The sequence below is a fragment of the Parafrankia sp. Ea1.12 genome (assembly GCF_900465275.1).
Lineage (GTDB): Bacteria > Actinomycetota > Actinomycetes > Frankiales > Frankiaceae > Parafrankia > Parafrankia soli.
Window position 1 is genome coordinate 1 of the sequence record NZ_UBIZ01000381.1, and the last position, 18,248, is coordinate 18,248.

At 68.1% G+C, this 18,248-nt stretch carries 16 protein-coding genes and 3 pseudogenes; 15 read left to right on the forward strand and 4 right to left on the reverse strand.

The window, feature by feature from the left end:
* Positions 1-36 precede the first annotated feature (36 nt).
* The gene (locus FMEAI12_RS21665) at positions 37-3,123 is read left to right on the forward strand and encodes a WD40 repeat domain-containing protein (protein ID WP_146776746.1); all 3,087 of its coding nucleotides are present in this window, start codon (positions 37-39) and stop codon (positions 3,121-3,123) included.
* Positions 3,096-3,425, forward strand: a complete 330-nt coding sequence (locus tag FMEAI12_RS21670; RefSeq protein ID WP_160144308.1) for a hypothetical protein — start codon at positions 3,096-3,098, stop codon at positions 3,423-3,425. Before FMEAI12_RS21665 ends, FMEAI12_RS21670 begins: the two co-directional genes overlap by 28 nt.
* On the opposite strand, the gene FMEAI12_RS21675 is transcribed toward FMEAI12_RS21670, so the two are convergent.
* The gene (locus tag FMEAI12_RS21675) at positions 3,361-4,083 is read right to left on the reverse strand and encodes an RNase adapter RapZ (RefSeq protein WP_368672098.1); all 723 of its coding nucleotides are present in this window, start codon (positions 4,081-4,083) and stop codon (positions 3,361-3,363) included. The genes FMEAI12_RS21670 and FMEAI12_RS21675 overlap by 65 nt on opposite strands.
* A 78-nt stretch (positions 4,084-4,161) precedes the next feature.
* Here FMEAI12_RS21675 and FMEAI12_RS21680 point away from each other — a divergent pair.
* The 5 genes and pseudogenes from FMEAI12_RS21680 to FMEAI12_RS21695 all read left to right on the forward strand — a co-directional run bounded on the left by FMEAI12_RS21680 (position 4,162) and on the right by FMEAI12_RS21695 (position 9,753).
* Positions 4,162-5,314: pseudogene (locus FMEAI12_RS21680) on the forward strand (IS3 family transposase).
* Positions 5,315-5,604: 290 nt separating this feature from the next.
* A complete protein-coding gene (locus FMEAI12_RS36290) occupies positions 5,605-6,081 on the forward strand; it encodes a hypothetical protein (RefSeq protein WP_146776747.1) in 477 nt (158 codons plus the stop codon).
* A 152-nt stretch (positions 6,082-6,233) separates the two neighbouring features.
* Positions 6,234-7,409 (forward strand): PLP-dependent cysteine synthase family protein, encoded by a 1,176-nt coding sequence (locus tag FMEAI12_RS21685; RefSeq protein ID WP_165938871.1) that lies wholly within the window; start codon positions 6,234-6,236, stop codon positions 7,407-7,409.
* On the forward strand, positions 7,406-8,764 hold the full coding sequence (locus FMEAI12_RS21690) for an MFS transporter (RefSeq protein WP_112107631.1): 1,359 nt from the start codon (positions 7,406-7,408) through the stop codon (positions 8,762-8,764). The genes FMEAI12_RS21685 and FMEAI12_RS21690 overlap by 4 nt, the downstream gene beginning before the upstream one ends.
* Positions 8,761-9,753: a pyridoxal-phosphate dependent enzyme gene (locus FMEAI12_RS21695; RefSeq protein WP_112107632.1), complete on the forward strand. Its 993-nt coding sequence runs from the start codon at positions 8,761-8,763 to the stop codon at positions 9,751-9,753. The genes FMEAI12_RS21690 and FMEAI12_RS21695 overlap by 4 nt, the downstream gene beginning before the upstream one ends.
* 346 nt (positions 9,754-10,099) lie before the next feature.
* Here FMEAI12_RS21695 and FMEAI12_RS40090 read toward each other — a convergent pair whose 3' ends face one another.
* Positions 10,100-10,309 (reverse strand): LytR C-terminal domain-containing protein, encoded by a 210-nt coding sequence (locus tag FMEAI12_RS40090; RefSeq protein ID WP_112107633.1) that lies wholly within the window; start codon positions 10,307-10,309, stop codon positions 10,100-10,102.
* A gap of 104 nt (positions 10,310-10,413) precedes the next feature.
* Positions 10,414-11,799, reverse strand: a complete 1,386-nt coding sequence (locus FMEAI12_RS21705) for a WD40 repeat domain-containing protein (RefSeq protein ID WP_200835368.1) — start codon at positions 11,797-11,799, stop codon at positions 10,414-10,416.
* A gap of 351 nt (positions 11,800-12,150) precedes the next feature.
* Here FMEAI12_RS21705 and FMEAI12_RS39305 point away from each other — a divergent pair, with 351 nt between their 5' ends.
* From FMEAI12_RS39305 to FMEAI12_RS21745, 8 genes and pseudogenes are all read left to right on the forward strand, one after another.
* Positions 12,151-12,276 (forward strand): hypothetical protein, encoded by a 126-nt coding sequence (locus tag FMEAI12_RS39305; RefSeq protein ID WP_255565722.1) that lies wholly within the window; start codon positions 12,151-12,153, stop codon positions 12,274-12,276.
* 301 nt (positions 12,277-12,577) lie between these two features.
* Positions 12,578-13,760: pseudogene (locus FMEAI12_RS21715) on the forward strand (IS3 family transposase).
* Between the two features lie 567 nt (positions 13,761-14,327).
* A complete protein-coding gene (locus FMEAI12_RS21720; RefSeq protein WP_112107636.1) occupies positions 14,328-14,537 on the forward strand; it encodes a DUF2933 domain-containing protein in 210 nt (69 codons plus the stop codon).
* A gap of 282 nt (positions 14,538-14,819) precedes the next feature.
* Complete coding sequence (locus FMEAI12_RS21725; RefSeq protein WP_112107637.1) at positions 14,820-15,599, forward strand: PspA/IM30 family protein; 780 nt, start codon at positions 14,820-14,822, stop codon at positions 15,597-15,599.
* On the forward strand, positions 15,596-15,874 hold the full coding sequence (locus FMEAI12_RS21730) for a hypothetical protein (RefSeq protein ID WP_112107638.1): 279 nt from the start codon (positions 15,596-15,598) through the stop codon (positions 15,872-15,874). Before FMEAI12_RS21725 ends, FMEAI12_RS21730 begins: the two co-directional genes overlap by 4 nt.
* A gap of 10 nt (positions 15,875-15,884) precedes the next feature.
* Entirely contained in the window at positions 15,885-16,814 is a 930-nt protein-coding gene (gene htpX, locus FMEAI12_RS21735) for a zinc metalloprotease HtpX (RefSeq protein WP_112107639.1), read from the forward strand.
* 11 nt (positions 16,815-16,825) lie between these two features.
* Positions 16,826-17,425 (forward strand): hypothetical protein, encoded by a 600-nt coding sequence (locus FMEAI12_RS21740; RefSeq protein WP_112107640.1) that lies wholly within the window; start codon positions 16,826-16,828, stop codon positions 17,423-17,425.
* 329 nt (positions 17,426-17,754) lie between these two features.
* A complete protein-coding gene (locus tag FMEAI12_RS21745; RefSeq protein ID WP_112107641.1) occupies positions 17,755-18,126 on the forward strand; it encodes a hypothetical protein in 372 nt (123 codons plus the stop codon).
* A 19-nt stretch (positions 18,127-18,145) separates the two neighbouring features.
* Here the strand turns inward: FMEAI12_RS21745 and FMEAI12_RS40095 are convergent.
* Positions 18,146-18,248 (reverse strand): annotated as a pseudogene (locus tag FMEAI12_RS40095) (IS5/IS1182 family transposase); the annotation flags it as partial.

Consider the following 18,248-nt stretch of genomic DNA (forward strand, 5'->3'; position numbering starts at 1 on the left):
GGTGTGGCCGGGGCGGGGGGCTTGGTGGGTGGCGGTGTGGATCCGCGTCCGGAGTTCGCGGAGCGGCTGCGGGCGCTCAAGGACGCGGCGGGTCTGTCGGACCGTCGCCTTGAGGCGGCCAGTGGTAGGACGCCACGACGCCGGGCGGGTCAGCCGCCGCTGCGACTGAAACGCAGCACTATCGCCGGGATGATCAGTAGGACTCGGCCGGTGCGTCCCGAGCCGGAGCACGTAGAGGTGTTCGTCGACACCTGCATCCGGGTCGCCGGCGAGTCCGACCGGCCCGTGTCCGGCGATCTGGGGGACCGCCACGCCTGGGATGCGGCCTATCGCGACCTGCTGCTGCGGATGGCCGGGGTGCGCAGCGCGAACCGGTCGGCCACCGAGGCGGCCAAGCAGCTGCAGCGGATGGAACCGCGGGCCGGCGAGGCCGATAATCACGCCGATTCCGATTCCGATGGCGGTGCCGCGGAACCGGCGCAGCCCTGCCCGTATCGGGGGCTGGCGGCTTTCGGCCCTGACGATGCCCGGTTGTTCTTCGGTCGGGCACAGCTGACCGCGGATCTCCTCGATCGGGTCGCCGAGAAATGGGCCTGTCCGGGGCCGCTGATGGTGACCGGCCCGTCCGGGTCGGGGAAGTCCTCGCTGCTGCGCGCGGGGCTGATCGCTGCTCTGGACGGGAATGGCCCGCCCGCCCCGGGCCGGGCCGGCACTCCCTTCGCGGTTTTCAGTCCCGGCGCGGATCCGGTGGCAGAGCTGGCTAAACACCTCGCCGTCCTGACGGTCGGGTTATCCCCAGCCGAGCTGACCGAACACGCGCAGAGCGATCCCGGGCAGCTGCGGGCAGTTGTCCACCGGGCGTTGAACGCCGACGATCCACCGCGGCCGGTCCGTGCGGTCATCATCGTCGACCAGTTTGAGGAGCTGTTCACCGTCTGCCCGGACGAGCAGCAACGCCGGCTGTTCATCGACGTGCTCGACACGCTGTGCGCGGACCCGGTCCAGGAATCCCCAGCGATCGTGGTGTTCGGGATGCGGGCCGATTTCTTCGTGCACTGCGCGGCCTATCCGCAGCTGCTGGCCCCGCTGGAACACCCGGTGGTCATCGGCCCCATGACCAGTGCGCAGCTGCGGGAGGTCATCGAACGCCCGGCCGCGCTGGGCGGCCTCACCCTGCAGGACGGGCTGGCCGACCTGCTGCTGGAAGACCTCGACGCCGACGGCCAGCACACCGGTGTCGAGGGCGTTCTGCCGTTGCTGTCTCATGCCCTGCTCGTCACCTGGCAGCACCGTCAGGGCCGCGAGCTCACCCTGGCCGGCTATCGCGCCGCCGGTGGTGTCACCGGCGCGTTGCAACGCACCGCGGACGCCACCCTCCAGGGCCTCGACGTGGAAGGACGCCACACCGCACGCCGGCTGCTGCTACGGCTGGTCCGCCTCGGTCAGGGAACCGAGGACACCCGCCGTCGGGTGCCGGTTTCCGACCTGCTCCCCCCGGCGACCGCGCCGGAACACGCCACGGCCCGCCAGGTTCTCGACCGGTTCGTGCACGCCCGCCTGGTCACCGTCGACGCCGACACCGTCCAACTCGCGCACGAGGCACTGATCCGCGCCTGGCCCCAGTTACGCAGCTGGATCGACACCGACCGGGCCACCCTCCTGGTCCGCCAGCAGCTGTCCGAGGACACCACCGAATGGCTCGACCACGACCGTGACCCCGCATTCCTCTACCGCGGCACCCGCCTGGCCGCTGCCCGTTCGCTGACCACCACCACCCAGGCTGGCGACCTACCCCCCACCGAAACGGCCTTCCTCCACGCCAGTACCCACGCCGCGAACCGCCGCGCCCGCCGCACCCGGATATTCACCACAGCCGTGGTCATCCTGCTCCTGCTCGCGCTGACCACGGGCAGCCTCGCCGCCGTGCAGTGGCGCCAGGCCATCAACCAAAGCCACCTCGCCGCAGCCCAGGGCCTGGTGAACCTGGCGGACACCCTCGCGGACACCGATCCGCGGACCGCCCTCAAACTCGACCTCGCGGCCGCCGGGATCAGCCGCCAGGCCGGCGCAACCGACCACGTGTCCGCAACCCTGGCCGACAGCCATCTCCGCGCCACCCTCACCGGCCACACCGACAGCGTGAACGCGGTGGCGTTGTCCGCCGACGGGCACACTGCACTCACCGGCGGTTGGGACCGCGCGGCAATCCTGTGGGACCTCACCGATCCGGCGCACCCGGCCCGCGCCACCCTCACCGGCCACACCGACGGCGTGAACGCGGTGGCGTTGTCCACCGAGGGGCGCGTCGCGCTGACCGGCAGCAACGACGGGACGGCGACCCTGTGGGACATCAGCGACCCGGCTCACCCGGCCCGCCGACCCATCCTCACCCGCCACACCGATCCCACAACCGAAGCCGACCGCGTGCTCGCGGTGGCGTTGTCCGCGGACGGACGCACCGCGCTGACTGGCGAAGACCAAGGGGCAAGTGTGTGGGACCTCACCGATTCGGCTCACCCGGCCCGCCGCGCCACCCTCACCGATCACACCAACGGCGTGGCTGCCGTGGCGTTGTCGGGCGACGGGCGCACCGCGCTGACCGGCGGCTGGGACGGCAAAATGATCTTAAGGGATCTCCGTGACCCGGTCGCCCCGGTCATCCGCGCCACCTTCACCGGCCACACCGGCACCTTGTTCGCCGCAGCGTTGTCCGCGGATGGGCGCATCGCGCTGACCGGCAGCGATGACAAGACCGCGATGATGTGGGATCTGAACCTGTCCGGGACCACGCTCACCGATCCCACGGAGTACGCGCAGATGGTGGCATTGTCCGCCGACGGGCACATCGCGGTGACCGGCGACGAGGACAGCCCGACGACCCTGTGGGATGTGACCGATCCGGTGCGACCGGTCCGCCACGGCGCCCTCACCAATCAGATGGAGTACGTGGACGGTGTGGCGTTGTCCGCCGACGGACGCATCGCGCTGACCGCCCCCAGCGAAAACGCCATCGTCTGGGATGTCACGCGTCCTTTCCACCCGGTACGCCACGGCACCCTCGTCGGCGAGCCCGGGGGGCCATGCAGGTGCTCGCGTTGTCCGCCGACGGGCGTACCGCGCTGACTGGCAGCAACGACGGGACGGCGATCCTGTGGGACATCAGCGACCCGGCCCGCCCGGCCCGTCGCTCCACCCTCACCGGCCACACCGAGACTGTGAACACGGTGGCGTTGTCCGCCGACGGGCGCACCGCGCTCATCAACAGCGCCGACGGCAGGGCGATCCTGTGGGACCTGCATCCTCTCGACGAGCTTCTCACTCGCCGCATCGACCGGGCCTGCGCGGCGGCCGGTGGCGGCCTCACTCCAGCCGAGTGGGAGCGTTACATCCCGACCCTCGCCTACCGGACGACCTGCGGGCCGTAGACAGATATCTGGACCGTCGCCGATCCAGCGACGATGAACCCACCCAGATCGCTTCTCCCCCATCCCGGGCCTGCGAGTAGGTAACGGGCGCGCGCGGCGCCAGCTCCCCGGCGGTGAATGTCGATCGGTTCAGGGCCACCCTCGTTGAACGCGGCTGCGTCCGGATGCGCGGGTGACGGGACTGGAGCCGGCGGAGGATGCCCGGCAGGGCGACCGCCACGGAAAGGACGCCGGTTACGGCGGCGGCCCGGTGTCTCCCCCTGCACAGCCCCACCACGACGGTGACCGGACCAGCCGACGGCCCGGCGAGGTAGGCGCGCACCGCCGTCTCGGTGGCATCGAGCAGGCCAGGGATGCCGGGGGTAGCCAGCACCGCGTCAACCACCGGCTGGTCGTGCGCGGTCAGGTCGCGCAGGTCCGGGTCGACGTTGGGGTCCCGGAAGGTGCGCAGGTCCAGGATGAGGTGCGCCGCGGGTGGCGGGCCGTACAGATAGCCGAACGAGACGACGGTGACGTCGTGGATTACGGTGTTTATGTCCGGTCTTGCCGCCTGGTGGCGGGCCCGCTGCCGCGGCTGCCTCCGCTCACCACCGCGCGCTCGGGGCCTCTTGATCTGTATCTTTCGGCCGAGGGTGTGCGGGGTTTCCGGACTGTAGATCCGCCAGGAGGTGTGAAGTTGGCCCGTTCCTGTTCACACCTGGGCTCTTTGGGATAATGGTCCCAGGGAGGAGTGCAGGTGCCGAGATCACAACCGCCGTACACGGAGGAGTTCCGCCGGCAGATGGTGGAACTTGTCCGAGCCGGTCACTCGCCAGAGGCGCTGGCCAAGGAATACGGCCCGTCGGGGCCGTCGATCCGTAACTGGGTCCGCCAGGCCGAACAGGAGGAAGGCACGAGGGCCGATGAGCTGTCCGCCGCGGAACGTGACGAGTTGAAAAGACTCCGGAAGGAGAACCGGCAGCTCCGGGAGGAACGCGAGATCCTCCGCAAGGCCACAATTTTCTTCGCGGCGGAGACCGATCAGAAATGAAGTTCGCTCTGATCGACGCGGAGAAAACACACCACCCTGTCTCCGTCCTGGCCCGCGTGCTCGGTGTGTCACGCGAGGGCTACTACGCCTGGCGCCGCCGTGGCGGCCAGTCCGCTCGGGTCGCCGACGACCAGACCCTGACCACGAAGATCACCGCGGTGCATGCGGCGTCCCGGGCGACCTACGGCGCCCCACGCGTGCACCCCGACCTGGCCGCCGCGGGTGTCCGGACCAGCCGCAAGCGCGTCGCCCGACTGATGAGACAGGCCGGCCTGCAAGGGGTCCACCGCCGCCCACCTGCCACCCGACCTGGTCGGACGCGACTTCGCCCCCCACACCGAACCGGGTCTGGACGGCCGGCGTCACCTACGTCCCGACGGGGCAGGGCTGGCTGTACCTCGCGGTCGTCCTCGACCTGTACGCCCGCAAGATCGTCGGATGGTCCATGTCCGACGAGCAGAAGACCCCGCTCGTCGCCGACACCCTCACCATGGCCCTCCAGCACCGCCGGCCCGCCCCCGGCGTCATTCACCATTCCGCCCAAGGCACCCAAGGCCGCCCAATACACGTCGGACGCCTACCATCGCGTCCTGAAACGCCACGGTGCACGCCCGTCGTTCGGCGCCACCGGCGTGTGCTGGGACAACTCGGCGGCGGAGTCGTTCTTCGGCACCCTCAAGAACGAACTTGTCTACCGGGAAACCTTGTCACCCGCCGCGCCGCGCGTACCGCGATTGCCGAGTACATCGAGGTCTTCTACAACCGACAGCGACTCCACTCCACGCTCGACTACTGCACCCCAGAACACATCGAGCGCATATACCACGCAAACCAGACCTCGGCGAAGGAAGCAGCATAAAGCTGGTATAATCCTGCTACGTCGATGTCCGAGAAACGGGCAGCACCTCACCCGGTACTCGTCCGCGACCTGGGCTGGGTCCGGTTTTGATAGCCAGGGCGGGTTTCGTTCGATGCGCCTTCGCTTCACGCAGTACAAGAGTCCCTCGGGAAGGTGTGCTGGCTCCGTCCGGATGCCGGTCGACCACCCCCGAACCCATTCTCAGTTTTTCATCCTTTTATGCTAATAAATTTTCTACGCCAAGTAGTTAAATTACTACTCCACGTAATGGTTGGGGTAGGGTGGAAGCTGTGTCAACCGCCGCCGCCCACAGACCACGATCCTGGTGGCGGTTGATGGTTGCGGCGGTACTTGCCCTGGTCTGTGTACCGCTGTGTCCCGGCCAGAGCGAGGCGGCGTCATACACCATCTCAAGTGACACGCTCGGCGCGGTTCTCACGGCGGACGGCTCGTTTCATCAGGGGACCGGCGCCCGCGGTGTGCCCTATCAGGACGATGCCCGCACCCTCGCCGGCCCCGATAGCGATCACGAGATCGAGCGCCCGGCTACACCACCCCAACATGATCATCGTTCCTGTGGGCCGGATGACGTGAACCTGCTCGGCGTGCAGCCGGCATCGGCACCTGCACCGAATTCGGTTTCCACGTCAAAGGCCGAGGTGGCGGCGTGGTCTACACAGCCTCGGCCGACGGCCGCAATCGTCGGCGAGATCTGCGTGTTAGCAGGTGCCGAGTTGCTCGTGCAGGTGGGTGTGTCGCGACGGTGACGGGTCACCGCGGCGCCTGACACAGCACCGTGCCCCGCTTCCCTCCTTCTGCGCGTGAGCACGCAGGCGGTGGAGGCGGTCGCGGTGCGGATGTCGGGCGCACTCGGATGCCGATGACCGTTTCCGCGTCGCGATATAAGGACTTTCGACTGATGAGCGTTCGTTCTCATGCTGCTGTTGTCACGCAACGTGCGTTGCCCCTGTCCGAGCAGGTGGTGCCGTCCTCAGCTCGGCTGGTGCTGCCCTCACCCGCAACGCCGTGTCACACCCCTGCGGGGGCAGTGGGCAATACGCCGGTGTTGTGGATCGACGAGCCATTCACCGACGACGGGCGGGGTTTCTGGGCCAAGCTGGAGGGCCACAACCCTGGCGGGATCAAGGACCGTCCCGCGCTGCATATGGTGGAGTGCGCCCGTCGACGTGGCCAGCTGGCCCCGGGTGCGCGGATCGTGGAGTCCACCAGCGGCACCATGGGGCTGGGGCTGGCGCTAGCCGGCATCGTCTACGGACATCCGGTCACCCTGGTCAGCGACCCGGGCATGGAACCGATGATGGTGCACATGCTCGGCGCCTACGGCGCCGACGTCGACATTGTGACCGAGCCAGATCCCGTCGGTGGGTGGCAAGAGGCGCGACGTCGCCGGGTGCGTCAGCTGCTGGACACTGATCCCGGTGCCTGGTGCCCGGACCAATACCACAACCCTGACAACATCACCGCCTACGAGCCACTGGCGGTCGAGCTGGTGGCGCAGCTGGGGCGGGTGGACGTGCTAGTCGCCAGTGTGGGCACCGGTGGGCACTCCGCCGGGGTCAGCCGGATGCTGCGCGAGTTCTGCCCACGGTTGCGGCTGGTGGGGGTGGATACCGTGGGATCCGCCATCTTCGGTCAGCCTGCCGCTTCCCGCATGATGCGCGGCTTGGGCAGCAGCATCTACCCCCACAACATCGCCTACTCGGCGTTCGACGAGGTGCACTGGGTCAACGCCACCGAAGCGGTATGGACCTGCCGGGCGCTGGCCGCACACCACTACGCCAGCGGCGGCTGGAGCGTGGGGGCGGTCGGCCTGGTCGCTGGATGGCTGGCGCGGAGGCTGCCACCGGAAACCCGCATCGCGGCAATCTTTCCCGACGGGCCGCACCGCTATTTCGACACCGTCTACAGCGATACGTTCTGCGACACTCACGACCTGCTCGGGCGGCCTCCCGCTGACGATCCCGACCACATCACCCACCCCGCGGACCAGGTCGTGAAACGGTGGACACGCTGCACGACCGTGGTTGATCCGGTCACCGATGCGCGTCTAACCCACCTGGGTGCCCGGCGATGACGGGCACATGGAGGCAGTTCCGCTCCTTTCCGGGCAGTGTGCGGCTGCTGGTAGTCAACCAGTTCGGCATCAATCTCGGCTTCTACATGCTCATGCCCTACCTGGCCAACCACCTTGCCGGTGGACTGGGCATGGCCGCGTGGACGGTAGGGCTGGTCCTGGGGGTACGCACGCTGAGCCAGCAGGGTCTGTTCCTGCTCGGCGGCACCCTGGCCGACCGGCTCGGCTACAAGCCAATGATCATCGCTGGATGCGGGCTGCGCGCGGTGGGCTTCGGTCTCCTGGGAGTGGTGGAAACACTGCCTGCAGTGCTGGCCGCCTCGGTGGCCACCGGACTGGCCGGGGCGTTGTTCAACCCGGCGGTGCGCGCCTACCTCGCCGCGGACGCTGGGGAACGTCGCGTGGAGGCGTTCGCGGTGTTCAACGTCTTCTATCAGGCCGGGATCCTCATCGGGCCGGTGGTCGGACTGGCTCTGATCATGCTGGACTTCCGCGTGGTGTGCCTTACCGCCGCCGTCCTCTTCGCCGCCCTGACGATCCTGCAACTGCGGTCGTTGCCCACGCGGGTTCCCGACCGCGGCACCCAGCACGCCACCGGGGTGGCCGGGGTGCTGGCCGACTGGCGGGTGGTGGTCGGCAACCGGGCCTTCCTCCTGTTCTCCCTGGCGATGATCACCTCGTATGTCCTGTCCGCGCAGATCTACCTGGCCCTGCCTCTGCAGGCCGGGCGTGTGCTGGGTGGGGACGGTGGGAACGCAGGCAGCAGCGTGCTGTTCGCCACCTCGGCAGTGGTGGCGATCCTGGGACAGGTTCGGCTGACCGCGTGGGCCAAAGCCCGTTTCAGTCCCGGCCGATCGGTCACCACCGGCGTGGCGTTGATGAGCGCGGCGTTTGTGCCACTGGTACTCACCGCACATCTGGCCCCCACCACACCGACGACCATGCCTCGAGCGGCGCTGGCGCTGGCGCCCGCGGTGGTCACCACGGTCCTGCTGACTTTGGGCACCGCGGTCGCCTACCCCTTCGAGATGGACACCATCGTCGTGCTAGCCGACGGTCGTCTGGTAGCCACGCACTACGGCTTCTATAACACCCTGTCCGGTATTGGCATCACCGCCGGCAACCTGGCCACCGGCATGGTGTGGGATGTAGGCCTGTCCAGCGGCTGGCCGTGGTTGGTGTGGACCGCCTTGGCGGTCACCGGTACGGCGGGCACCATAGCTCTGGTAGCGCTGCTGCGTAGCGGCCATCTGCCCTCCCGCGTCCCGCCCGTACCGGCCGCTGGAACCTCTTTGCCCACCATGCGCACCGTTCCTACCATGCGCGGTATTAGCCGGAAGGCACCTAACCGATGAGCACCCCGCTGGTACCGGCCATCGAGCAGGCCGTGACCCTGGACCACATACGTGCCGCCGCAGCGCGCCTAGCCGCGGTCGCCGTGACCACACCCGTCATGCGCGCCCCCGTCCTGGACGACCACACCGGCGGGCAAGTGCTGGTCAAATGCGAGAATCTGCAGCGCACCGGTTCGTTCAAGTTCCGTGGCGCTTACAACGCCCTGGCCTGCCTACCTCCGGAGCGGCTTACCCGCGGAGTTATTGCGTTCTCATCAGGCAACCACGCACTGGCCGTAGCCATCGCCGCCGCCATGCTCAACACCACAGCGCTGATCGTGATGCCCGCCGACGCCCCACCGACCAAACTCGCCGCGGTCAAGCACCTCGGCGCGACCGTGGTGACCTTCGACCGCTACTCCGACGACCGCTTCGCCCTGACCAACCAGCTGGCCGCCGAGCGCGATCTCACCCTCATCCCGCCCTACGACCACCACGACGTCATCGCCGGCGCGGCTACCACCACTTTGCAGCTACTGGAACAGACCGGCCCTGTGGACGTGCTGGTCCTCCCCCTGGGAGGCGGAGGACAACTCGCCGGAGCAGGCGTGGTCACCGCCGCGCTCAGCCCCCACACCCGCCTGATCGGCGTGGAGACCGCCACAGGCGACAAGAACCGCCGATCGCTGCAGGCGGGCCGGCGGGTACGAATCCCGGTACCCCGCACCATCGCCGACGGCGTCACCGGCGAGATTCCCGGCGAGCTGACCTTCCCCCTCATCCAACAGCACGTCGATGAAATCCTCGTCGTCGACGACAAGGAGATCACCACAGCCCTCGCCGTGCTGTTCGACCAGCTGAAACTGGTCGTCGAACCCAGCGGCGCACTCGCCACCGCCGCGGTACTGGCCGGACGAGTGAACGCCCAAGGACAGCGAACGGCGGTGGTGCTCTCCGGCGGCAACATCAACCTTGCCCGACTCCACAGCCTGCTCCAGCCCACTCGTTAAACCAGGCCAGCCACTCGACCGCCTGCGTCTACGGCCGCCACGCCGGCCCGGAGGGAAGCACAGAACAATAATGCGCCGTACTATCAATCACGGACGCGGGAGATGGACTGCGTTCAGTACACACATGAATAGGACTCACCGTCTGGAGCGGTAGTTGGCGCGGCCTGGTAGGGGCACAGGCGACAGACATGGTCAGACCCACCTGCCGCCAATATGGCGGGTGGGACCGGAGCATCGGTAAGAACAACGAACCCACGATTAATTAGACTCCGGCGACAGAAGGCTCGGGGATCAGCTCCCGTCCGGGATGTAACCGTGCAACTGTTTCGCCTTCTCACCCTCATCCTCACCGTACAGGATACGGGAGGTTATATAGATAGTTGCCGGCAGCGGTGTTGCCCATGTTGGCGGCTGGAACTCCTTTTGCCGTGAGCTGCTCGACGGTTCTGGCCGCCAGGCCGCTTATCCCACTACCGTTGAATACCGACACCCGGGTAAGAGTGTTTCCATTCTGCTCGCCAACCCTACCCTTCAGGATCAACCCCCGCTGTACCACCGAGCGGCGTTAGGATCTTCTCGAAGTCCTGGCGGCTGTAGAATCTCACCGGGATCAGAGCTGACGCATGACCGATTGAGAGCGCCCGGCGCTTGGCGCTGCGGTCAGCATGGCGCCTCATAGGGAACGCCGGGCACTACGGCCTTCCATTCAGCCTCGGTGAGCCGGTTCGCGTCCTCGTCGCAGGCGGCACCAACCAGCGGGCCGGCGTCCAGATCCCATAGCCGGGCTGTGTTGTCCCAGCTACCTGTGGCGAGTAGCCGGCCGTTTGGACTGAATGCCAGATCGTAGACGGAGTTGGTGTGGCCGGTGAGGACGGCCAGGGAATCGTCGATGGCACCTCGTGCGGTGGAATCCCACACTCGTGCAGTGTGGTCCTCGCTCCTGGTGGCCAAGAGCCGCCCGTCCGGGCTGAACACAGGCCCATAGACGCCACCGGTGTGGCCGGTGAGGGTGGCCAGCGGCTGAACCTGGCCCCGGGCGGTGGCATCCCACAGCCGTGCGGTGACGTCGGTGCTGCTGGTGGCCAGGAGTCGGCCGTCCGGGCTGAACGCCACGTCGGTGACGCTGCTGGTGTGGCCGTTGAGGGTGGCCAGCGGTTCGTTGACGGCACCCCGGGCGGTGGCATCCCACAGCCGAGCGGTGCCGTCGGTGCTGCTGGTGGCCAGGAACCGGCCGTCCGGGCTGAACGCCACGTCGGAGACACTGCCGGCATAGCCGGTGAGGGTGGCCAGCGGTTCGTCGACGGCACCCCGGGCGGTGACATCCCACACCTGAGCGGTGCCGTCCCAGCTGCTCGTGGCGAGTAGACGCCCGTCCGGGCTGAACACCACACCGTTGACACGGCCAGCGGTGAGGGTGGCCAGGGGTTGGTCAGCCCCGCCTCGGGTGGTGGTGTCCCACAGTTGGACGGTGCCATCGATACTGCTGGTGGCCAGGAACCGGCCGTCCGGGCTGAACGCCACGTCGGTGACGCCGTCGGTGTGGCCGGTGAGGGTGGCCAGCGGTTCGTCGACGGCACCCCGGGCGGTGGCATCCCACAGCCGAGCGGTGCCGTCGATGCTCCTGGTGGCCAGGAGTCGGCCGTCCGGGCTGAACGCTGCCCCGTAGAGGCCACCGGTGTGGCCGGTGAGGACTGCCAGGGGTTCGCTGACGGCACCCTGTGCGGTGGCATCCCACAGCCGAGCCGTGCCGTCGATACTGCTCGTGGCCAGGAGCCCACCGTCCGGACTGAACGCCACATCGCTCACGCCATCGGTGTGACCGGTGAGAGTAGCCAGCGGCCGGTCGCCGGAGGCTAGCAGGTGCAGCACGATGTTCTGGGCTTGTGGGGTGGGGGCGGTGCGGTAGGCGGCGATCGCGAGCCGGCGAGCGAGATCTGGCCGGTCGGTGGCGATCTTCACTGCTTCGGCAGCCAGCCGCTGTGACACCGCCTGCGGAGCGCTGCTGGCACCCTCAGCACGGTCAAACTGCCACACCACCACTGCCACCACGACTACCACCAGCACAGCCAAGGCCCGGGGCACCACCATCCCCCGCCGCAACGGCCCGCGCTGCCACGACCGAACCCGTCCCCGCACGCCGCTCACACCCTCACTACCAGCTTCCACCACGACAGTGTCGCCGTCGACAGACAGGGGTTGGAATAGGGCCGGTGACCCGACGGATCGCGTCGTCAGCGTGCGCCCGCAGCCCGGCCCAGGCAGTCCAACCCGCCCCGCTCCTCAGCATTGCTACTATCGACTGTAGGAGATGTGGTTCAGGATGGGAGCGGGGCGGTGGACTCCGAGGAGGACCTTGGGCGTGCCCTTGCCCTACTCGGGCCGCTGGAAGCTCGGACCATGAGGTTGGTGTGGACCGCTCAGGTGGTGGCCCGCTATGGGCAGGCGACGCTGAGCGCGTTCGCCACCCGGCTCGCCGAGATGCCCCCCGAACAACGCCGCCGGCTGGAAGAGCTGCACGGGTGAGCATCCGGCTGCAGGTCACCGAGCCGCGCCGGAACCACATCGTCGTTCATCGGCGGAAGCATCGTGGTGCCGTCGCTCGCCCCGATGATGCATGCCTGGGTCAGCCCGCAGCTGGGACAGCCCGTGGGGCTCTACAGCGCAGAGGACCCCGTATTCACCCTCGCCACCAGAGGTAAGACGGCGCACACATCACAGCTACGACGCGAGCAAATACTATTTCGTGTAGGAGATATGAGGTGGGCCCCGTTCTTCGGACAGTGATCCCTATAGGGGATAATTGATCCGTAAACGGAGGAGATCAATGAGTCAGGCACGCAGGCGATACACACCCGAATATAAGGACGAGGCGGTTAAACTCGTCATCGATTCGGGTCGTCCCACATCGGCGGTCGCGAAGGATCTCGGTATCAACGAGGGAACGTTGGGGAGCTGGGTCGCGGCCTGGCGGCGGGCACACCAAGGCGAAGAAGAACCGTTGTCGATGTCCGAACGGGCCCGACTCCGCGAGCTGGAGAAGGAGAACCGGGAACTCCGGATGGAGCGCGAGTTCCTCTCAAAAGCGACCGCCTTCTTCGCGCAACGCCATCAGTGACCGACAAGTACGAACTGATCGCCGCGGAGAAGGACAACTACCCGGTACGCAAGATGTGCCAGTGGCTCGCCGTGTCGACATCCGGTTTCTACGACTGGTCCCGGCGGCCAGCGTCGGCCCGGACCCGCCGGCACACCACCCTCGACACCCACGTGCGGGCGGTGTTCGCCGCCTCCCGCCAGACCTACGGCGCCCGGCGGATCGCCGCCGCCCTGACCGCCTCCGGCCTGCGTGTCTCAGCCCGTCTCGCCCGGCGGATCATGCGCCGTGCAGGGCTGGAAGCCTGCCAGCCCAGGGCCTACCGCCGCACCACCATCCCCGGCCAGGCCCCGCCGCCCGCCGACCACGTCCGCCGCGACTTCACCGCCACCCGCCCGGGCGAGAAGCTCGTCGGGGACATCACCTACATCCGCACCGGCGAAGGATGGCTCTACCTCGCCACCGTCATCGACCTCTACTCCCGGAAAGTCGCCGGCTGGTCGATGGCCACCCACCTGCGCACCGAGCTCATCATCGACGCGTTCACCATGGCCACCTCCCGCACCGCCCTCACCCCGAACACTGTTTTCCACTCCGATCGAGGCGCGCAAACCGATATACGTCGGATGCCTACCATCGCGCCCTGAAACGCCACGGCGCGCGCCCGTCGGTCGACGCCACCGGAGTGTGCTGGGACAACTCCGCCGCGGAGTCGTTCTTTGGAACACTCAAGAACGAACTCGTCCACCGGGAAACCTATCCGACCCGCCGCGCCGCCCGTACCGCGATCGCCGAGTACATCGAAGTCTCCTACAACCGGCAGCGACTCCACTCCACGCTCGGCTACCGCACCCCAGAACACATCGAGCGCACATACCACGCAGCCCAGACCTCAGTGAAGGAAGCAGCATAAAGCTGCTATAGTCCGTCTACGTCCGTGTCCGAGAAACGGGCAGCACCTCACACCACGAGTGAACCGGCGCAGGCGACACCGGTCGCCATGAGCCGAGTGAATAGCTTCACAGATCCCCCCAATCCGACAGTGACGCTGTGTAACTCGAGGGGAACGTAACAGGGGGTGGGGCATGACCGCCGACCGCGGACCACGCTTCACTCGGAAGGTGTGAGTAACCGTTTCCTGAATACCTGGGCCGTTCGTGATCAACCAGCGCTGCTCGGACCACGGCGAGGAAGGTCGGGCGAGAGCAGCGACCGCCTGTCTGACGCCAGACGTCGGTCCCATGACCGGCGGTGTGCCGGGAAGCCTGGTCGGCGGTGCGAGCCCCTCCGCCTGTGTAGCCACGGCGGCCTGCCCAAAATGCACTCGTCGCTACACCTGTACCCGTTCCTACGGGAACCGTGGTAGGTCCTTCGGCCCCCGCTGCCCTGCGCATCGGCCCCTCTGCCGCGACGCCAAGTTCCCTGCTCCCCCGGAGCATGCTGGGAAAGACTGACATAGGACGGACACGGAGGAGGACCGATGAGGAAGAACCTGCCGGTATACGCACTGGCCGCAGCGATCGTCATTGCTGTTGTGGTTGTCATCGGAGTGCCTACTACGGCGCTGTTGGCGCTCCTGCTCGTGGCCGGCTGCCCACTGATGATGCTCTTCATGATGCGCCATATGGACGACCCGGTGGACACTCATCGCCACCGAGACGGCGAACAACGCCCTCCCACCCCTCGGTAACAAGCGGAACTCGAGGTGACGGCGACCGCCCCGGCGCCCCGGAAGGTATCCAGCTCCGCTGCTCGATCAGTCGCCGGGGTGGGCACGGGCGCTGCCCGGGTACGACTCGGTCCGTGTCCTGCTCGACGGCCCGTGCGCGGCGGCGGATGGCCTGCCGATGCCGTCAGGAGGAGGAGTCGACATGACCAGGATCAAGTCTTCGGCGGTAGACGATTTGCCGGGGGTAGATCTCTCGCACGGCCGGAGGCCGGGGTTCCCGAGTTTCCAGGAGGGAAGGCGCAGATGAGCCTCAGCCGACGGCTGGCACTGGTGTTCAGGACCAAGGCCAGCAAGATGTTGGACCGTGCCGAGGACCCACGCGAGGTCCTCGACTACTCCTATCAGCGCCAGCTCGAACTGTTGCAGCAGGTCCGCCGCGGAGTTGCCGACGTCGCCACCAGCCGCAAGCGGTTGGAGTTGCAGGTTCAGCAGCTGCGGGGGTCCGCGGACAGGCTGTCGGAGCAGGCCCGGCAGGCGGTCGCCACGGGCCGGGACGACCTGGCCCGGGAGGCCCTGAGCCGTCGTGCCGGAGTCACCGGGCAGGTCCAGGAGCTCGAGCAGCAGCACGCGTCCCTGCAGGCAGAGGAAGAACGGCTCACCCTCGCGGCGCAGCGGCTGCAGGCCAAGGTCGAGGCGTTCCGGACCCGCAAGGAAACGATCAAGGCGACGTACACCGCGGCCGAGGCACAGACGAAGATCGGCGAGGCGGTCGCCGGCGTCTCCGAGGAGATGGGCGACGTCGGGCTGGCGGTCCAGCGGGCCGAGGACAAGACTCAGCAGATGCAGGCCCGAGCGGGTGCGATCGACGAGCTGCTCGCCTCCGGGGCGCTGGATGACGCGACCGCGGGCGGTCCGCGTGACGACATCCAGGCCGAGCTGGACCGGCTGTCGGCGTCGTCCGACGTGGAGCGGGAGCTGGCCGCGATCAAGGGTGCGCTGCCGGCCGGGAACCGACCGCGAGCGATCGGGAGCGCCCAACCGAGCGGCTCACGGCAGGGAACGCGCCCGGAGAGACAGTCATGATCGTACGCATCCTGGGTGAGGGGCAGTTCGACGTCCCCGACAGCGAGCTGAACACTCTGAATGTCCTGGACGAACGGCTGGTGACGGCCATCGAGGCCGGCGACGAGACGGGTTTCCGTGCCGCCGCCCGCGCGTTGCTCGGCCACGTCCGCGAAGTCGGGTCAACGCCGCCGGCGGACCGGCTGGCACCCTCCGACCTGGTCCTCCCGCCAGCCGATGCGACGCTCGCCGAGGTCCGCGGGCTGCTCGGCGACGAGGGCCTGGTCCCGGGCTGAGAAGGCAGCCATGACTGTGAACGCGCCGCGGCGGTTCTCCGCCGACCACGGGCTGACCGCCCGGATGCTGGTGACCGTCTTCCTGCTCGGACTGATCTACGTCGCCTTCGTCGCCGTCCTGATCTCGCTCGGCGTGTCAACGGTCCTGGTCATCGTGATCGCCGGAGGCCTGCTGTTCACCCAGTACTGGTTCTCCGACCGCATCGCGCTGTACGCGATGGGCGGCCGGGTGGTGACGCCGGAGCAGGCACCGCAGCTGCACGGCGTCATCGATCGGCTGTGCGCGCTGTCCGGCGCACCCAAGCCGGCGGTGGCGGTCGCGGACGTCGACGTACCCAACGCCTTCGCCACCGGCCGGAGCCAGCGGCGGGCCGTGGTCTGCGTCACGACCGGGCTGCTGCGGCGGCTGGACACCGACGAACTCGAGGGGGTGCTGTCCCACGAGCTGTCCCACGTCGCGCACCGGGATGTGGCCGTCATGACCGTGGCCTCGTTCCTCGGGGTACTCGCAGGTCTGATCACCAGGTTCGGTCTCTACTCCGGCATGTTCGGCGGGTTCGGCCGCTCCCAGGACGACGACGAGGACAACGGCGCGCTCGTCGTGCTCGTCGTCGTGCTCGCCTCGACCGTGGTCTATGTGCTGTCCTTCCTCCTGACCAGGGCGCTCTCCCGCTACCGGGAACTCGCCGCGGACCGCTCGGGAGCGATGCTCACCGGACGACCGTCGACGCTGGCATCGGCACTGGTCAAGATCACCGGAGAGATGTCGCGCATCCCGACCCGGGACCTGCGCGCCGCCGAGCCGTTCAACGCCTTCTTCTTCGCCCCGGCGGCGGCCGGGGGATTCAGCCTGTCCTCGCTGTTCTCCACCCATCCACCGCTCGACACCCGGTTGACGCAGCTCGCCCGGCTGTCCGCCGAACTCGGCGAAGCCAGGTAGCGGGCCGGCAGATGCGGATCCTGGACGTTCTGCTGGGCCGGTCCCGACCGGTACCACCGAACCTCGACCGGCTGTTCGCCCTGCCCGCGGCGGCCGTCACCCTGCAGGTGTCCTCGCCATGGCGGCCCGTCGGCGTCGGATCGGTCTGTATCAAGGCGGCGGAGGGGGGCTCGTTCGCCGGCCTGCAGCAGGAGATCGATCGCCTGCTCGCCCTGGACGGCGCCAGGTACGAACGCCGAACCGACGCCTTCGGCTACGTCTGGCTGATTCGACGGACCTCGGACGACGACCTCGCCGGGTTGGTCACCGACCTGCACGCGGCCAACTCGGCCCTGACCGACGCCGGCTTCGGCCCCGCGCTGCTGTGCACGGTCGTCGCGTTCTCCGACGGCACCCGACCGCTGGGACTGATCTACCTCTACAAGCGAGGCAACTGGTACCCGTTCGCCCCGCTGGGCGACCAGCGTCGCGACAATCCGACCGAGCTGGAAGTCAGGGCCGTCCTGGCTGGCGACCTGCCGATCGAGCCCGACCTGTCCTGTTGGTTCCCGGTCTGGGGAGCTCCCGGACTCGACGAACAGGACAACCCGCAAACATCCACCCAGGGCTGACCGGAAGCCCCTGGGCGGGACCTGGACTCCCCTGTGTCGCCTCTCCGGGTGGCGGCCGGGGTGCCGCGTCGACCGTGCCGGCGGTGACGTTCATCCGGACGCGGTCGGGACTCAGCAGGTACCCCACCCCGGTAACAGGGCCGGCGCCGGGGTAGGTCAGGAACAAGAACCTGCTGATTCACGGATGAGCAGCGCGGGAGGGTGATGGTGATGACCTTGCAGGGCCGGAGTCGGGGCGGAGGCCGGCCATGACCAGGACAGCCCGGCAGGATCGGCGTGCGGTTCCGGTCGAGCCCGACGTACGACACGGTCAGGAGATCCCTCGACCGGTGGAGCAGGCCAGCCGGGGGCGGCTCCGGGCAGCGTGGAATGCCCTCGTCGGCGTGATTGGTGGTGTGGTCGGGCTGGCTCCGCACGTGCTGCACCACATCGGTTTCCTGGCTGGCGCCGCGCTTGTCGCCGGCGCCGCCGGCACTGTGCTGTTCGGCGCGGTGGGACTGCTGCTCTCGGTGCCGTTCCTGCTCCGCCTACGCCGCCGGTTCGGCACCTGGCGAGCCCCGGCTATCGCCCTGGTGGTGTTCGCCGCGATGTTCTCGATCTCCGCGTTCGTAATCGGGCCGGCGATCAACAGTGACGGTGACACTCCCGTACCCCGGAGCCCTTCGCCAACCGACACCGTCGACCACGACAGCCACCACTAGGGTCTGTTCCAAGTTCGGATCATGGGGTTGGCAGGGTGCGTAGCCAGAGGATGGATCCGCGCAGGTGGAGTCCTGCGGCGTAGCTTTCGGGTGTCTTGTCGTAGCGGGTGGCCAGACCCCGC